The sequence below is a fragment of the Agromyces sp. NPDC060279 genome (genome assembly GCF_042726785.1).
GTDB lineage: Bacteria > Actinomycetota > Actinomycetes > Actinomycetales > Microbacteriaceae > Agromyces.
On record NZ_JBHXBK010000004.1, the window covers coordinates 91,273 to 106,875 of the forward strand.

The following is a 15,603-nucleotide window of genomic DNA, read 5'->3' on the forward strand; positions in this document are numbered from 1 at the left end:
TCCGCCCCACCCGGCCCCATGCGGCCCCACCCGGCCCCACCCGGCAAGACGTCACTATTTGCGGGTCGCACGGCGCCGGCACCCGCAAATAGTGACGACACGCCGGAACGGGTGGGTGGGGCGGGGACGGGCGGCGGATGGCCGGGGAGGGGCTCAGTCGAAGGCGACCGCCCGCACCGGGGCGCCGTCGAGGTCGACCCGGAGCGGGAAGAAGCCCACGCGGATCCGCTCCGGCAGCCCGTCGAGCCCGCACAGGTTCTCGACGATGAGCCGGTCGCCGCCGAGCACGACCTCGTGCACCGGGAAGCCGGACTCCCCGCCACCCGAACTCGGGTCGGGGCTCAACGTGTCAACGGCGAGCACGTGCATCCCGCGGCGCACGAGCTCGGCCGCGGCAGCCGGGTCGAGCGCGGGGTGGTCGAGCGCCTCCTCGGTGTCGAAGCGCTCGGCCCAGCCCGTGTCGAGGATCACGACCGGCGGCACGCGCTCGGGCAGGGCGCCGCCGAGCGCCCGCTCGAGCTCCGCGAGCCCGTAGCACTGCCCGGCGACGAGCCCAGCGAGGTGCACGACGAGGGCCTCGCCGACGAGCTCGTCCAGCCCGATCGCGCCGGTGGTGCGACCGCCGGCGACGGTGTGCGAAGGGGCGTCCAGGTGGGTGCCGGTGTGCGAGCCCAGGTGCAGCCGGGCGACGTCGACACCGTCGCGCTCGAGGTGCAGCGCCGCTTCGATCGCCACCTCGGGATCGCCCGGGTAGACCCGCATGCCCGAGTCGATCGGGCGGCTGAGCTCACGCATCGCGGCCGGTGCCGGCCGAGGCATCCGCCCCGCCATCCGCGTCGGCTGCGGCCTTCGCGCGCCGCCTCGCCTCGATGGCGCGCTCGGCGTCGCCGAGCACCGCCTCGTCCATCGCCTGGATGCCGGTGGTGTCGGCCTGCGCGACGGCGTCGGCGAGGTGCACGCTCGCCTCCCGGCGGGTGCGGGCCCGCTCCGGCAGCATCGCCAGCAGGTAGATCGTGAACGTCACGACGAACGCGGGGATCGTCGCCCCGACCGGGCTCGGCCAGACGTACACCCAGAGGTAGGAGGCGGTCGCGCCGATCGCCCAAGCGCCCACCGCGATCCAGTTCACCCCGCCGAGGTACCAGTAGCGGCCACCGCGGCGGCGCATGAGGTCGACGGTGTAGCTCGCGCGCTTCACGAGGTAGTAGTCCACGATCATGATCGCGAACACCGGCACGAAGAACGCGCCGATCACGATGAGGAAGTTCGTGAACTGGTCGAGCAGCGCGAGCCAGGTCGCGCCGAGGATCGAGATCGCCCCGACCACGAGCGCCGTCGGCAGGAAGCGGAGCTTCGCCCGGCCGGCGGCGGCGTGCACGATCGAGGTGGTCATGCCGTAGACGACCATCGAGTTCGTCGCCATCACCGAGACGAAGATGACGATCGCGATCGGGGCGCCGAACGCCGCCACGAGCACGCTCGGGTCGAAGGCGAGCGGCTCCCCGCCGCTCAGGATGACGTAGCCGATCGCGGTGGCGCCGAGGGTCATCGCGATGACCGTGGAGAGGGTGTAGCCGAGTCCCGCGCCGAGGAAGCCGGCCCGGATCGTCGCGGCGAGCCGGTTGAAGTCGGCCGAGAGCACCGTCCAGCTCACCGCGGTCGCGACGACGACGTCGAGCACGATCGCGGGGGTCTGCCCGATCGAGGGGTCCGCCGGGATGGCGAAGTAGTCGCCGGGCGCGAAGCTCGTGAAGGCGATGAAGAAGATCCAGGCGATGATCGCCAGCATGAGCACCGCGAGCCAGGGCTCGACCTTCGCAATGCCCTCGTGGCCGAAGATCGCGAGCAGCACGACGATCGTCTGGCACAGCACCGAGAACAGGATCGGGTTCGAGAAGCCCGTGAGGCTCGACACGAGCGCGTCGACCGTGACGCCGGCGAGCATCGCCTGCACCCAGCTCCAGCCCATCAGGATGACGAGGTTCGCCGCCATCGGCAGGAACCCGCCGCGCGTGCCGAAGGCTCCGCGGGCGAGCGCCATCGTCGGCAGGCCCGTGCGGGTGCCGATGTTGCCGATCAGGGTCAGCACGACGGCGCCCGCCACCGTGCCCGCCACGATCATCGTGATCGCCGTGCCGTACTCGACGCCCGGCACGAACAGGGTGCCGGTGAGCAGGGTCGTGACGACGAGGTTCGCCGCGAGCCAGATCATGCCGATCCGGGGGGTGGACAGGGTGCCGCGGACCGGCCCCGAAGTGTCGGACTGCGCCGCGAGGCGGCGGTCGAGACGGCGATACAGCGACATTGCGTGCTCCTGGGGGATGTGGGGGCGGGTCGGTCGGGCGCGGATCGGTGGGCGCGGGTCAGTCGGCGCGGCTCAGGCTGATGCCGGCGAGAGGTGCTCGTGCACGGCGAGCAGCTGCTCGCCGTCGACGCGGAAGACGATGGTCTCCCGCTCGCGGTACGCGTCCTCGCCCTCGCCCGTGTCGACGCGGGTCGCGACGTCGTGGCTGAACACGGCGCCGCCGGGGTACGCCTGCACGAGGCGGGCGGTGGAGCGGCAGTCGAGGACGCGCCATCCGCCCTCGACCCAGCCCTGCCAGAGCGCCTCGTACGCGGCTCGGTCGTCGAGCCTGGCCGCCTCGGTGTGGAAGAGGAAGCTCGCCTCGGGCGCGAAGCCGGCGAAGTAGCGTTCGCCGTCGGTCGCCGCGAAGGCGTCGATGATCGCGTCGGCGGCGGCGAGCACCTCCTCGGTGCTCGGGGTGCGGGTGGTCATCGGGGGTCTCCTTCGATCCGGTGCTGCGTCGGGGGTCGGGTGCGGTTCAGCCGCGCGGGGCCATCGCGCTGATCAGCTCGTACGCGACGTGCGAGGCGGCGACGGCGGTGAGCTGGGCGTGGTCGTAGGCGGGCGCGACCTCGACGACGTCGGCGCCGACGATGCGCTGGTCGGCGAGGGCGCGGATGATCCGGAGCAGCTCGCGGCTCGTCAGCCCGCCGGCCTCGGGGGTGCCGGTGCCGGGCGCGTGCGCGGGGTCGAGCACGTCGATGTCGATGGAGATGTACAGGGGCTTGCCGCCGATGCGGGCGCGGATGCGCTCGATCGCGGCCTCGACGCCGCGCTCCTCGATGTCCTCGCTCGTGACGATGGCGAAGCCCAGGCGGGCGTCGTCGCTCAGGTCCTCGACGCCGTAGAGCGGCCCGCGGGTGCCGACGTGCATGCTCGCCGTCAGATCGATGAGCCCCTCCTCGGAGGCACGACGGAAGGGGGTGCCGTGCGTGATCGGGGCGCCGAAGTAGGTGTCCCAGGTGTCGAGGTGGGCGTCGAAGTGCAGCACCGCGACGGGGCCGTGCTGCGCCGTGACGGCGCGCAGCAGCGGCAGGGCGATGGTGTGGTCGCCGCCGATGACGACGAGGCGGTCGGCCTGCTCGGCGAGCGCCCGCGCGCCGGCCTCGACGTCGGCGACGGCCTCGTCGATGCTGAACGGGTTCACGGCGAGGTCGCCCGCGTCGGCGACCTGCTGCACGGCGAAGGGCTCGACGCCCTGCGCCGGGTTGAAGGGGCGGAGCAGGCGCGACGCCTCGCGCACGTGCGCAGGACCGAACCGCGCGCCCGGCCGGTAGCTGACCCCGCTGTCGAACGGCACGCCCACGACGGCGATGTCCGCATGCTCGACGTCCTCGAGCCGCGGGAGTCGGGCGAAGGTGGCGATGCCGGCGAAGCGCGGCACGCGGCTCGCGTCGACCGGGCCGATCGGCTGCGCTCGCTCGGTGGGCTGCGGCTCGGGCACGTCGGTGGGTTGCATATTAGTAAACCTTTGATATTCTGGAGGAAACTCGCGGGCCATGCTACGGCGTGGGATGCCTGGACGCAAGCATGCGTTCGCGGCATCCGCTCGGGCGAAGCATCCGCCTACGCCGCCCGCCATCGCCCCCCATCCGATTCGAGCGAAGGAGCCGCGTGCGCCGCGCCGTCCCACCCGGACCCAGCTCCTCGCCGCTCGCGATCGGCGCGCACCTGCGCAACGCGCGCACCGCCCAGGGGCTCACGCTCGCCCAGCTCGCCGAGGCGAGCGGGCTGACCAAGGGCTTCCTCAGCCGCCTCGAACGCGACGAGACCTCCCCCTCCGTCGCGACGCTGCTGCAGCTCTGCCAAGTGCTCTCGCTGCCGATCGGCTCGCTCTTCGCCGAACCCGAGATCCAGGTCGTCGGCTACGACGATGCACCCCGGGTCAACTTCGGCGGCACGCACGTGACCGAGCGGCTCATGTCGCCGCGCAGCGAGTCGCGGGTGCAGCTCCTCCGCTCGGAGATGGCACCGGGGGCGTCCGGAGGCGGCGAGCTCTACACGATCTCGAGCGACGTGGAGGTGCTGCACGTGCTGTCGGGGGCGCTGACGGTGCGGTTCGTCGACCGCGACGTCGAGCTCGTCGCGGGCGACGCGCTGACCTTCCCCGGGCGCGAACCCCACAGCTGGACCGCCGACCCCGAGCTCGGCGCCGAGGTCATGTGGGTCATCGTGCCCGCGCCGTGGAGCGGCACGAGCTAGGCGCCTTCGCTCCCGCGTCGCGCGGCGCTGCGCAGCGAGCGCCGGCGGGCCGCCTCGTGCGCCTCGCGCAGCAGCGCCACGACCTCGTCGACGGTCTCGGCAGGGTTCACCACGGCGAGCCAACCGTTCGCCCCGTACACGGGGTGCGGGCCGAGCACGTCGACGGCCGTGAAGTCCCGGTGGGCCGCGAGGGAGTGCGGGTCCTCCCCCGTCACCCGCCGGAACGTCGCCCGATCGACACGCACGTTCACGCGGTACCTGCCGGGCTCGTCGAGGCGGGAAGCGGTGTCGCCCGGGTAGTCCTTCGTCACGATCGTGCCGTACGGCTGGGTGCGCTCCGGCATCCGGCCGTCAGGCGCGTAGTAGAAGAAGGCGTCGCCCCAGGCGAGCTCGGGAAAAGGCCCGCCCGGGCCGGGCTCGACGACGAGCACGCCGTCGAAGGACCGGACGGTATCGAGGATCTGCTGCATACTCATGGTTCGAGTGTGAACCTGAAGTGCTTATGGGGGGTTGTGCATGCCACACGAGCTGCGCACGGGCGAGCTCGCCCGTGCCACCGGCTACTCCGACCAGCAGGTGCGCGATCTCGAACGCCTCGGCGTGATCCCACCCGCCGCGCGCTCGGCGAACGGGTACCGCAGCTACGCCGACGCGCACCTCGTCGCGCTCCGCGCATACCGCGCGCTGGCGCTGGCCATCGGGCCCGTGGCCGCCCGAAGCACGCTCGCGGAGCTGCGCACGCGGCCGATCGCCGAGGCGGCGGCGCTCGTCGACGAACTGCACGCCGGGCTGGCGCGGGAACGCGAGCGGGTGCTCGCGGCGCGCGCGGGGCTCGCGGCGATCGCGCCGACGGATGCCTCGGCGGCAGACCCAGGCGGCTCGATGTCGATCACCGAGCTGGCCTCGGCGCTCGACGTGCCCAGCTCGACGCTTCGCTTCTGGGAAGCCGAGGGGCTGCTGCGCCCCGATCGCGTCGGTTCCATGGCGGCCCGCAGCTACTCGGCGGCCCAGATCGTGGTGGCGCGGGTCGTCGCAGCGCTCCGCGAGGGCGGGGCCGGCATCCCGGCCATCCGCTCCATCGTGGCGACGCTCGGCGACGAACCAGGCATCGCCTCAGCCGACCGTGCTCTCGACGCGCGACTCGACGCGCTCGCGGAGCGGAGTGTCATGCTGCTGCGCGCGAGCGCGGCGCTCGTGGAGCTGCTGGAGAGGACGGAAGTGGGCGGCTGATCGCGGCTGAACGCCGTCGCCGACCCGGCCGATGCCACAGGCCCCGCTGCCGTCGACGCGCGGGCGCTCAGCGACGACGGGCTCCTGCGCGTCCTCGACGCGGTGGGCGGGCTCGCGCGCGCCGCAGAGGCAGTCGCAAGCGCCTGCGCGGCCGAGCTCGCGGCACGGTGCACCGGCGTCCCGGGCGATGACCCCGCGCGCGATCGGGGCTACGCGAATCCCGCCCGGCTCGTCGCCGACACGACGCGCACGCCCGTTCGCGACGCGTACGCGCTCGTGGCCGTGGGGGCGGCCACCGCGCTGCGCAGCTCCTTCGCCGGCGAGCCGTTGCCGCCGCGATTCGCGCATCTGGCCGCGGGGCTCACGAGCGCCGAGCTCGGGCTCGACGCCGCCGAGCGCATCCGCCGGTTTCTCGATCGGGTCGCCCCGCGCGTCGAGCCGGTGACGCTTGAGGCGGCGGAGCGATTCCTCGTCGAACAGGCGGCCTCCGTCGGGCCCGAGCGACTGGGGCAGCTCATCAAGCTCCTCGAGGCGCACCTCGACCCCGACGGCGTGCGGCCCCGCGAAGACGAGCTCCGCGCCAGGCGAGGGCTCCGCATCTGGGAAGATGCGGCGGGCATGGTCAACGTGCGCGGCGCACTCGATCCGGTGAACGGCGCCACCCTCAAGGCTGCCGTCGACGGGCTCGTCGGAGCCGAGCTGCACCGGGCGCGCGACGCCCGGCACCGGCAGCACGCCGACGACCCCCGCATCGCCGAGCACCGCAGCATCGCCCAGCTGAACGCCGATGCGCTCGTCGACCTCGCGCGGCATGCGCTCGGCTGCGCTGCGGTGCCGACGCTCAGACAGACGACCGTCGTCGTCCGCGCCGACGCCGAGGCGCTCCTCACCGAGCGCGGCCATGGCACCATCGACGGCATCGAGCAGCCTGTGTCGATCGCGAGCGTCCGTGCGCTCGTCACGGCAGCGGGCATCGCGCCCCTGTTCGTCGGCGAGGGCGGTGAGCCGCTGCAGCTCGGGCGCTCCGCCCGCCTCTTCAGCGCCGCGCAGAAACTCGCCCTCGCCGATCGCGACGGCGGCTGCGCGTGGCCGCACTGCTCCAGGCCGCCGTCGCACACCGAGGCTCACCACATCGCGTGGTGGCACCGCGACGACGGGCGCACCGATCTCGACAACGGCATCCTGCTGTGCAGCCACCACCACCATCGGGTGCACGACGACGGCTGGCGCATCGTCGTCCGCGACGGCGGGCGCTGGTTCATCCCGCCGCCACACGTCGACCCGCACGGCACCCCGATCGCCGCGAACACATCCACCGACCGCCGAGTGGGCCTGCTCGCCCGCGCCATGGCCGCGGCATAGCCCACGCGGCCCGCACGGTCACGCCGGCCGCACCGGCTGACGCAGCACCGTTCGGAGCTTCTCGGGCGGAGTGCGTCGGGCATCGCTCAGGTAGATCTCATGGTGGTCGCCCGCGAAGGTGAGGCCGTGCTCGGGCATGAACTCGTCGTGCAGCTTGGCGAGCGTCGGCCCTTCATCGTCGTACGACCCGAGATGCAGGATCTGCACGCACCGCCCCTCGTGCAGCCGCCGCAGCTCGAGGCGCTCGATCGCGTCGCGCAGTTCGGCGGGCGCCTTCTCGAGCGCTCGAGCGCGCGCGACCGCGAGATGCGCGTCATCGAGCCACTCCGGCTGCACGAGGAGCATCGTCCAACTCCACGCCGACTTGTCCCGCGTGACGAAGCTCGTCGGATCCTCGGCCCGCCACAGCCCCTCGAGCGGCGCGACCACGAAGTCCCGGCCGAGTTCGCGCTTGCTCAGGAACTTGAGCGGGTAGCCGACCGAGTACAGGGCCTGCACGGCGGCGGCGTACTCGGGCGCGGTGTTCGGGTCGCCGTGCCCGTCGATCGCGAGCACCTGCATCGGCGGCACCTCGACGAACGCGAAGCGGGCCGCACTCGGGGCGTACAACGAGCGGAACTCCCGCTTGACGTCGTACTTCGCCTCGGCCATCAGAAAACCGACAGCAGGGCGCTCTGCAGCAGCGTCGCCACGAGCGTCGCGAGCGCCGCCCCGCCGAGCGCCACCCCGGCCCCGGCACGCGCCCGCCCGGGGCCGCGCCGAACGAGCACGATGAGCCCAGTCGCGACGGCCACGATCGCGCACAGCGCCACGAGCATGCCCTGCACGAGCTGGATCACGTTCAGCAGCGTCACCAGATCGACCGTGCCGCCGGTCGTCGAGTAGATGAGGGGCAGCACGAGCTGGAGGGCCACCTGCAGGGCCACGATCACGAGCCCCGCGACGAGGGAGACGACGGCGAGCGCCGCCGACGGTCGCGGCGGCGGCGCCGGGGAGGCGGTCTGGGGCGGCACGGACGGGTCGCTGACGCTCATGGGCCTCATGATGCCGCATCCGCCGTGCCCGGTCGAGGGGCAGGACTACCCGTCGACGGTCCGCAGGTGCACGCGTTCGCCCTGCGCACTCAGCAGGTTCAGCACCTCCGCAGGCTCGAGCGAGGCGCTCACCATGCCGTGCGGCACGCGGGTGTCGAACTCGGCGGCCTCGCCGGGCTCGAGCACGAGCTCCTCGTCGCCGAGGGCGAGGCGGACCCGCCCGCTGAGCACGTAGATCCAGTCGTATCCGCCGTGCGTGCGCTGCGGCACCGGCGACTCGGGCGGATGGCCCGGCAGCACCATCTTGTACGCGTGCAGCCCAGGCGTGTCGCGGGTGAGCGGGATGATCGCCTTCCCGTCGCGGTAGAAGGGCTTGGGACGCACCCGCGGGTCCGCGATCTGCGGGGCGCCGACGAGGTCGTCGAGGCTCACCCGGTAGGCGGTGGCGAGCCGCATCAGCAGGTCGAGCGTCGGACGCCGGCCACCCGATTCCAGGCGCGAGAGGGTGCTCACCGAGATGCCGGTGCGCTCCGCGAGCTCGGCGAGGGTCGCCCCGCGGCGCTGGCGGAGCGCCCGCAGCCGCGGCGCGACGGCGTCGAGGGAGTGCTCGTCGGTCATCCCCGTCTCCCGTCGCTCGCATTTGCCACTTCGGCAAACCAGCTTGCCACACGCATCCGCTCGCCGCAGGATCGGGATCATGGAGAACCGCACCCACCCCCAGTACGACGTCGTCATCGTCGGCGGCGGCCCCGCCGGCCTGAGCGCCGCCCTCATGCTCGGCCGATCCCGCCGTCGGGTGCTCGTCGTCGACGAGGGCCGCCCCCGCAATCGCTTCGCGGGCCACATGCACGGCGTGCTCGGTCGCGACCACACCTCCCCGCTCGATCTGCTGGCCGAGGGTCGCCGCGAGCTCGGCCGCTACGACGGCGTCGAGCTGCGCGAGGGCGCCGTCGTCGGGGCGACGCCCACGGGAGACGCCGACGCCGCGGCGACCGGCTTCCTCGTCGAGCTCGACGACGGCGCGACGGCCACGACCCGCCACCTGCTCGTCACGAGCGGACTGCGCGACGAGCTGCCCGACGTCCCCGGCCTCGCCGAGCTCTGGGGCCGCGGCGTGTTCGTCTGCCCGTACTGCGACGGCTGGGAGGTGCGCGACCGCCGCATCGCCGTGCTCGCCGGTGAGCGGCCGAACCCGCACCAGGCGCAGCTGATGCGCCAGCTCTCCGACGACGTCGTCTTCCTGACGAGCGGACGCGAGCTCGACGACGCCGCGCGCTCGGGCCTGCTCGCCCGCGGCATCCGCGTCGAGGAGCGCGCCCTCGCCCGGGTCGCAGCCGACGCGGAGGGCGAGCTCGCCGCGCTGGAGCTCGCCGACGGCGAGGCGATCCCCGTGGACGCGGTGTTCGTCGCGCCCGTGCCCGCTCCGCTCGACGGGCTGCTGCGCACCTTGGGCGCCGCGCACGCCGAGCACCCGATGGGCGGCTCGTTCGTCGTCGTCGACGCCATGGGGCGCACGGATGTCCCCGGGCTCTGGGCCGCCGGCAATGTGACCGACCCGCGCTCTTCGGTGCCGTTCGCGATGGCGGGCGGCAACTTCACAGGCGCGGCCATGAACGCCGCGCTCGTCGAAGAGGAGATCGCGGAGGCGGTCGAGCGGGCGAACCCGGCGGCCGCCTAGGCTGGTAGCCGCGGCACCACGAGCGGCGTGCCGGTGTGCGGGTCGGGCACGATCGTGCAGGGCAACCCGAACACCCGCTCGACGAGTTCCGCCGTCAGCACCTCGCCGGGGTCGCCCGTGGCGACGACCTCGCCGTCCCGCATGACGACGAGGTGATCGGCGTAGCGGGCGGCCTGGTTGAGGTCGTGCAGCACGGCGACGAGCGTGCGGCCGCCCGCCCGGTGCAGGCCGCGCAGCAGCTCGAGCAGCTCGTACTGGTGGGCGATGTCGAGGAACGTGGTCGGCTCGTCGAGCAGCAGCAGCGGGGTCTCCTGCGCGAGCACCATCGCCACCCACACCCGCTGCCGCTGACCGCCCGACAACTCGTCGACCGGCCGGCCGGCGAGCTCGGCGGTGCTGGTCGCGGTGAGCGCGGCCGCGACCGCGGCCTCGTCGGCGACGCTCCACTGCCGGAAGAGGCCCTGATGCGGATGCCTCCCCCGCGCCACGAGGTCGGCCACCGTGATGCCCTCCGGCGCGATGGAGCTCTGCGGCAGCAGCCCGAGGCGGCGGGCCACCTCCTTCGCCGGGTAGTCGGTGATCGTGCGGCCGTCGAGCACGACCCGTCCGGCTGCGGGGGCGAGCACCCGGGCGAGCGCGCGCAGCAGTGTCGACTTGCCGCAGGCGTTCGGCCCGACGACGACCGTGAAGGAGCCGGTCGGGATGTCGAGCGAGAGCCGCTCGGCGATCGTCCGCCGTTCGTAGGCGAGGGTGACGTGCTCCGCCGCGAGGCGGGCCGGCGAGGCATCCGCACCGCTCGCGACCATCGTCGCGCCGGCCATCGTCGCGCTCGTCGTCCGGGTCGTCGTTCGGGTCATCGTCGTCTCGCTTCCGTGATGAGCAACCAGATCAGGTAGACGCCGCCGACGCTCACCGTGACGACGCCGACGGGCAGCTGGGTGGGCGCGAACAGCCGCTGCGCGGCGTAGTCGCTCGCGGTGAGCAGCAGCGCGCCCATCGCCGCGGCGCCCGCGAGCGTCACGCCCGCCGAGCGGCTGAGCCGTCGCGCGAGCTGCGGGGCGGCGAGCGCGACGAAGGCGATCGGCCCCGCCGCGGCGACCGAGGTCGCGGTGAGGGCGACGCCGAGGACGACGAGCACGAGCCGGGTGCGTCCGGTGCGCACGCCGAGTGCGGTCGCGGCGTCGTCGCCGAGCTCCAGCAGGTGCAGGCGGCGGCTCATCGTCGCCGCGACCGCCCAGAGCACGAGCAGCACGGCCGCGGCGGGCACCGCCTGCGCCCAGCCGACGGCGTTCAGCGAGCCGCTCGACCAGGCGGCGGCGGCGAGGGCGACGTTCAGCTCCGCACTGAGGATGAGCCACGTGTTGAGCGAGGCGAGCATGGCCGCCACTCCGATGCCGACGATGATCAGCCGGAAGCCGTGGAAGCCGCGCCGGTAGGCGAGCAGGTACACGACGACCGCGGTCGCGAAGCCGCCGAGCAGCGCGCCGGACGCGGTGGCGAGGTAGCCGGTGCCGGTCGTGATGATGACGAGCAGCCCGCCCGTGTACGCCCCGGTGTCGAAGCCGATGACGTCGGGGCTGCCGAGCGGATTGCGGGTGATCGACTGGAAGATCGCGCCTGCGGCGCCGAGCGCTGCGCCGAGCATGAGCGCGAGCAGCACGCGCGGCAGCCGCCAGTCGAGCACGACGAGGTTGGTGCGGCGGTCGCCCTGCCCGAGCAGGGCGCCCACGACGTCGCCGAGCGGCACGACGAAGTCGCCGGTGCCGAGGCTGACCACGCCGACCGCGAGCGCCGCGACGAGCAGGGCGGCGACGACGACGGCGTGGCGCACGCCGATGCGGATGCCGAATCCGCCGCCGGCCGAACGGAGCACCACCGCGCGGGCGGGCGTCCGGACGCTCACAGCCCGCTCACCCGCCGACGGCGCACGAGCGCGATGAGCACCGGCGCCCCCACGAAGGCGGTCACGATGCCGACGGGCAGCTCGCCGCTCGGCAGCACCACGCGGCCGGCGACGTCGCTCGCGAGCAGCAGCACGGGGGCCGCGACGGCACTGCCGGCGAAGATCCAGCGCTGATCGGGGCCGGTGAACCAGCGCACCGCGTGCGGCACCATGAGCCCGACGAAGCCGATCGGGCCCGCGGCGGCGGTCGCTGCCCCGCAGAGCAGGGTGACGGCGACGATCGACACGATCCGGGTGCGCACGATGCGCGATCCGAGCGCGACGGCGAGTTCGTCGCCGAGCGCGACCGTGTTGAGCGGCCCGGCGACCCACGCGGCGAGCACGAGCCCGGCGAGGACGAACAGCGTCACCCAGGCCAGCAGCTCTGGCGGGGCGACGACGATGCTGCCGGCGTTCCAGCCGCGCATCCGGTCGAAGACCTCGGGCAGGAGCAGCGTGATGCCGCTCGTGATGCCGGCGAGGAAGGCGCCGATCGCGACGCCGCCGAGGGTGATCCGCAGCGGGTCGGGCCCGCCCCGGCCGGCGCTGCCGATGAGGTACACGCCGACCGTCGCGATGATCGCGCCGCCGAAGGCGAACCACACGGTCGCCCCGAGCGAGGTGAGCCCGAACGCCGCAGCCCCCGCCGTCACGGCGAACGCGGCGCCGGCGTTGACCCCGAGCAGGCCCGGATCGGCGAGCGGGTTGCGGGTGAACGCCTGCATCACCGCGCCGGCGACGCCGAGTGCCGCCCCGACGAGGATGCCGAGCAGGGTGCGCGGCAGTCGCAGCTCCCGCACGATCGTCCCGGCCTCGTCGGCCGACCCCCCGATCGCGGCGAGCACCTCGACGATCGACAGTCCCTTCGATCCGATCGCGAGGCTGAGCGCGACGCATCCTGCGAGCACGCCGAAGGCGACGGCGAAGCCGAGCGCCCGACGCCCGGCGAAGCCGGTCGGCGTGCGCCGGACCGCCTCGGTCACGACCATCGGCGGCTCAGAGCCCGTGCGACTCGAGGACCGCGACGTATTCGTCCTGCAGCTCCTCCTCGTCGCGGGACTCGTCGTCCCACATTTCACTGAGGCGCGTCCGCACGTCCTCGGGCAGCGCCTCGTAGCGCTCGCGCCACTGCTCGGCGCGCTCGACCCAGTAGCCGACGACCTTGTACGCGGTCGGCGGCAGCTTGAGCTCGTGGCGCAGGTACTTGCGCACGGCGCGGGTCACGGCGCTCTCGCCCGCGACCCAGACGTAGCCCGGCGTCTTCGGCAGCTCGGCGGCCCGCACGATCTCCTCGAGCCGGCTCGGCGCGTGCCCGTTGCCGCCGTGCACCCAGGCGAGCTCCACGTTCGCGGGCAGCTCGGGCCGGTGCTCGTCCTGCTCCCCCGAGACCTCGAGCACGAGCTTCGTGCGGACGCCGGCGGGCGCCTGCTCGGCGAGCCGCACGGCGGCGGGCAGGCCGGTGGCGTCCGCGACGAGCAGCTGCCACTCGATCCCCTCTGCCGGGGCGTACAGCCCGCGCGGCGTGTTCACGCCGACGACGTGGCCTGGCTCGGCGCCGAGCGCCCAGGTGGCGGCGATGCCGCCCTCGTGCACGACGAAGTCGATGACGAGCCGGCCGGCGGCGCCGTCCCACTCGCGCACGGTGTAGGTGCGCACCTCGCAGGGCTCGACGCCCTCCGGGAACTCCCAGTAGCCGTCGTCGGTGGCGACGGGCAGCTGCGGCTCGGCGTGCCCCTCAGCCGGCAGGAACAGACGCAGGTACTCGTCGCCGACGCCCGAGGAGACGAAGCCCTCGAGGCCGGGGCCGGTGAACACGATCCGGATCATGCCGGGCGTGAGGCGGCGCACCTCGACGACCTCGACCCGGTGCACCAGGTTGACGTCGGGGCGGCTCATCCGAGCAGCGCCTTCGCGATGACCTCGAGCAGAGCGGTCTGCCCGCTCGGCGAGCCGTAGCTCATCTCGTAGTTGTAGGGGAAGACCTGGCCGTTCGCGACGGCGGGCAGCGAGGTCCACAGCGCGTTCGACTTCAGCGCGGTCTCGTCGGTGATGAGGCCCGTGCCGTCCTCCGCGACGCCGGTGAAGATCACGTCGACGTCGGCGAGGTCGCCGAGCTGCTCGTGGCTGAGCGCGCGGCCCGTGCTGTCGGGCTTCCCGTCCCCGTCACTGTCGGCGACCTTCGAGATCGAGAGGCCGAGGTCCGCAAAGACGAGGCAGGAGATGCTGTAGCAGCCGACCTGGACCTGATCGTCCCAGTAGGAAGCGTCGGCCACGACGGGGTCGAGGCCGCGGGCGTCGAGCTCGGCACGGATCTCCGCGACGCGGGCGTCGTAGGCGTCGACCCAGGCCTGGTGCTGCTCCTGGCGGCCGAGGTCCTTCGCGACCTGGGCAAACTTCACCCGCCAGTCGGTGCCGTCGAAGCCGTTGTAGGTGTACGTCGGCGCGATCGGGGTGAGCTGCTCGTGCAGATCGGTCTCGTAGCCGAGGCCGTTCAGGATCAGGTCGGGGCCGACCTCGAGGATCTTCTCGAGGTTGAACTCGGGATAGTTGTGGAAGGTGCCGATGCCCTCGAGCTCCTCCTGCGGGAAGAACGCCGGGAAGCGGTCGAAGTCGTCGCGGATCGGCTGCTCCTTCGCGAGCGGGATGCCGAGAGTGATGAGCATGTCGACGTCGGTCGTGTAGAAGCCGAGCGCGGCCTTCGGCTCGGCGGGCAGCGTGACCTCGCCGTACTCGGTGTCGACGGTGATCGTGTCGCCTGCGGCGTCGTCGGCTGCGGAGGACGCGGCGCAGGAGGCGAGGAGCAGGGTGGCCGCGACGGCGGCGGCGGCGCGGAGTGCGCGCGTGGATGCGATCTTCATGTGACCTTCACTGGATGCGGGGGTGACAGCGCCCGGCTTAGCTTAGGCTTACCTAAGAGCGCCGACTTCGATCCTGCATCACGCGGATGTCGCGCGCCCGCCATCCGTTGCGGCGAACGCGACAGCTTGGCCGGATGCCCCGGCGAACGCCCCCGGGGTCGTGCCGAACTCCCGTCGGAACGCCTGCACAAACGCGCTCGCCGTGCGATAGCCGACCCGCCGCCCGACGATGCCCACCGGCTGGTCGGCGGCGAGCAGCTCCACCGCCACGCGCATCCTCGCCTTGGTGCGCCAGTCGGCGAAGGTGAACCCCGTCTCCTGCCGGAACAGCCGGGAGAGATTGCGCTCGCTCGCACCGACGAAGGCGCCCCACTCGTCGAGGGTGCGAGCGTCGGCCGGATCGGCGAGCACCGCGTCCGCGACCCGGCGCGTGCGGTCATCGTCGGGCATCGGCAGATCCAGCCGGGTGAGGTCGGCGCGCTCGAGGAGCCGCACGAGCAGCTGTTCTCCGAGCGCCCGCGTCTCGGGATCGAGCGGCTTCGTCTCGAGCTCCTCGAAGAGCGCGCGCACGACGACCGGCACCGCGACGGCGCCCGCATCCGAGCGGGGCGCGGGCAGCGTCGTCGGCAGGTAGCTGCACGCGAACTCGGTGCCGGAGCCCGCGGTCACCCGGTGCGGCAGCCCGGCGGGGATCCACAGCCCGACCGTCCACGGCACCGCGTGCACCCCGCTCGGCGTCTCGACGACGAGCGAGCCGCGCGAGCCCCACAGCAGCTCGTGCCGGTCGTGTCGATGCCAGCCCCACTCCTCGTCGCGACGCACGACGAAGGAACTCGTCATGATCCCGTCGACCCGGACGGGCACGTCGAGCACCTCTGCGGGGAGAGCCTGGCGGGCAGGCGACATTCTTCGGCTCCTTGTCGCTCAACTGATCAGGTGAGGCTATCCTAAGC

The 15,603-nt window shown here is 73.3% G+C and carries 18 protein-coding genes; 4 read left to right on the forward strand and 14 right to left on the reverse strand.

Annotated features, from left to right (window positions below; all coding sequences use genetic code 11):
* Positions 1 to 153: 153 nt before the first annotated feature.
* The 4 genes from ACFWE1_RS13050 to speB all read right to left on the reverse strand — a co-directional run bounded on the left by ACFWE1_RS13050 (position 154) and on the right by speB (position 3,803).
* Entirely contained in the window at positions 154 to 819 is a 666-nt protein-coding gene (locus tag ACFWE1_RS13050; RefSeq protein ID WP_376933857.1) for a cyclase family protein, read from the reverse strand.
* Complete coding sequence (locus ACFWE1_RS13055) at positions 788 to 2,305, reverse strand: purine-cytosine permease family protein (protein WP_376933858.1); 1,518 nt, start codon at positions 2,303 to 2,305, stop codon at positions 788 to 790. The genes ACFWE1_RS13050 and ACFWE1_RS13055 overlap by 32 nt, the downstream gene beginning before the upstream one ends.
* Positions 2,306 to 2,377: 72 nt before the next feature.
* Positions 2,378 to 2,776, reverse strand: a complete 399-nt coding sequence (locus ACFWE1_RS13060; protein ID WP_376933859.1) for a nuclear transport factor 2 family protein — start codon at positions 2,774 to 2,776, stop codon at positions 2,378 to 2,380.
* A gap of 46 nt (positions 2,777 to 2,822) precedes the next feature.
* On the reverse strand, positions 2,823 to 3,803 hold the full coding sequence (gene speB / locus ACFWE1_RS13065; protein ID WP_376933860.1) for an agmatinase: 981 nt from the start codon (positions 3,801 to 3,803) through the stop codon (positions 2,823 to 2,825).
* A 155-nt stretch (positions 3,804 to 3,958) separates the two neighbouring features.
* On the opposite strand from speB, the gene ACFWE1_RS13070 reads away from it, so the two are divergent.
* Positions 3,959 to 4,546, forward strand: a complete 588-nt coding sequence (locus tag ACFWE1_RS13070) for a helix-turn-helix domain-containing protein (RefSeq protein ID WP_376933861.1) — start codon at positions 3,959 to 3,961, stop codon at positions 4,544 to 4,546.
* Here ACFWE1_RS13070 and ACFWE1_RS13075 read toward each other — a convergent pair.
* A complete protein-coding gene (locus ACFWE1_RS13075) occupies positions 4,543 to 5,022 on the reverse strand; it encodes a DUF6194 family protein (RefSeq protein ID WP_376933862.1) in 480 nt (159 codons plus the stop codon). The genes ACFWE1_RS13070 and ACFWE1_RS13075 overlap by 4 nt on opposite strands.
* A 40-nt stretch (positions 5,023 to 5,062) precedes the next feature.
* Between ACFWE1_RS13075 and ACFWE1_RS13080 the strand changes: the two genes are divergently transcribed.
* Together ACFWE1_RS13080 and ACFWE1_RS13085 are read left to right on the forward strand one after the other, a co-directional pair.
* On the forward strand, positions 5,063 to 5,776 hold the full coding sequence (locus ACFWE1_RS13080; protein WP_376933863.1) for a MerR family transcriptional regulator: 714 nt from the start codon (positions 5,063 to 5,065) through the stop codon (positions 5,774 to 5,776).
* A gap of 102 nt (positions 5,777 to 5,878) precedes the next feature.
* Entirely contained in the window at positions 5,879 to 7,138 is a 1,260-nt protein-coding gene (locus ACFWE1_RS13085) for a DUF222 domain-containing protein (protein ID WP_376933864.1), read from the forward strand.
* An 18-nt stretch (positions 7,139 to 7,156) separates the two neighbouring features.
* Here ACFWE1_RS13085 and ACFWE1_RS13090 read toward each other — a convergent pair whose 3' ends face one another.
* From ACFWE1_RS13090 to ACFWE1_RS13100, 3 genes are read right to left on the reverse strand one after another with little or no spacing between them, the layout of a single operon-like run.
* Positions 7,157 to 7,789, reverse strand: coding sequence for a GyrI-like domain-containing protein (locus ACFWE1_RS13090; RefSeq protein ID WP_376933865.1), 633 nt, complete (start codon positions 7,787 to 7,789; stop codon positions 7,157 to 7,159).
* A complete protein-coding gene (locus ACFWE1_RS13095) occupies positions 7,789 to 8,172 on the reverse strand; it encodes a hypothetical protein (protein ID WP_376933866.1) in 384 nt (127 codons plus the stop codon). Before ACFWE1_RS13095 ends, ACFWE1_RS13090 begins: the two co-directional genes overlap by 1 nt.
* Positions 8,173 to 8,217: 45 nt before the next feature.
* Positions 8,218 to 8,790 carry a helix-turn-helix domain-containing protein gene (locus ACFWE1_RS13100; RefSeq protein WP_376933867.1) on the reverse strand — a complete coding sequence of 191 codons (573 nt, stop codon included), beginning with the start codon at positions 8,788 to 8,790 and terminating at the stop codon, positions 8,218 to 8,220.
* Positions 8,791 to 8,869: 79 nt separating this feature from the next.
* Between ACFWE1_RS13100 and ACFWE1_RS13105 the strand changes: the two genes are divergently transcribed.
* Positions 8,870 to 9,850: an NAD(P)/FAD-dependent oxidoreductase gene (locus tag ACFWE1_RS13105; protein WP_376933868.1), complete on the forward strand. Its 981-nt coding sequence runs from the start codon at positions 8,870 to 8,872 to the stop codon at positions 9,848 to 9,850.
* Here the strand turns inward: ACFWE1_RS13105 and ACFWE1_RS13110 are convergent.
* The 6 genes from ACFWE1_RS13110 to ACFWE1_RS13135 all read right to left on the reverse strand — a co-directional run bounded on the left by ACFWE1_RS13110 (position 9,847) and on the right by ACFWE1_RS13135 (position 15,556).
* A complete protein-coding gene (locus ACFWE1_RS13110) occupies positions 9,847 to 10,707 on the reverse strand; it encodes an ABC transporter ATP-binding protein (RefSeq protein WP_376933869.1) in 861 nt (286 codons plus the stop codon). The two genes, ACFWE1_RS13105 and ACFWE1_RS13110, sit on opposite strands and share 4 nt — an antisense overlap.
* Positions 10,704 to 11,753, reverse strand: a complete 1,050-nt coding sequence (locus ACFWE1_RS13115; protein WP_376933870.1) for a FecCD family ABC transporter permease — start codon at positions 11,751 to 11,753, stop codon at positions 10,704 to 10,706. The genes ACFWE1_RS13110 and ACFWE1_RS13115 overlap by 4 nt, the downstream gene beginning before the upstream one ends.
* Positions 11,750 to 12,781, reverse strand: coding sequence for an iron chelate uptake ABC transporter family permease subunit (locus tag ACFWE1_RS13120; RefSeq protein WP_376933871.1), 1,032 nt, complete (start codon positions 12,779 to 12,781; stop codon positions 11,750 to 11,752). The genes ACFWE1_RS13115 and ACFWE1_RS13120 overlap by 4 nt, the downstream gene beginning before the upstream one ends.
* 7 nt (positions 12,782 to 12,788) lie before the next feature.
* Positions 12,789 to 13,688 (reverse strand): siderophore-interacting protein, encoded by a 900-nt coding sequence (locus ACFWE1_RS13125; RefSeq protein ID WP_376933872.1) that lies wholly within the window; start codon positions 13,686 to 13,688, stop codon positions 12,789 to 12,791.
* Positions 13,685 to 14,650, reverse strand: coding sequence for an ABC transporter substrate-binding protein (locus tag ACFWE1_RS13130; protein WP_376933873.1), 966 nt, complete (start codon positions 14,648 to 14,650; stop codon positions 13,685 to 13,687). Before ACFWE1_RS13130 ends, ACFWE1_RS13125 begins: the two co-directional genes overlap by 4 nt.
* A gap of 78 nt (positions 14,651 to 14,728) precedes the next feature.
* The gene (locus ACFWE1_RS13135; RefSeq protein WP_376933874.1) at positions 14,729 to 15,556 is read right to left on the reverse strand and encodes a helix-turn-helix domain-containing protein; all 828 of its coding nucleotides are present in this window, start codon (positions 15,554 to 15,556) and stop codon (positions 14,729 to 14,731) included.
* Between the last annotated feature and the right edge of the window lie 47 nt (positions 15,557 to 15,603).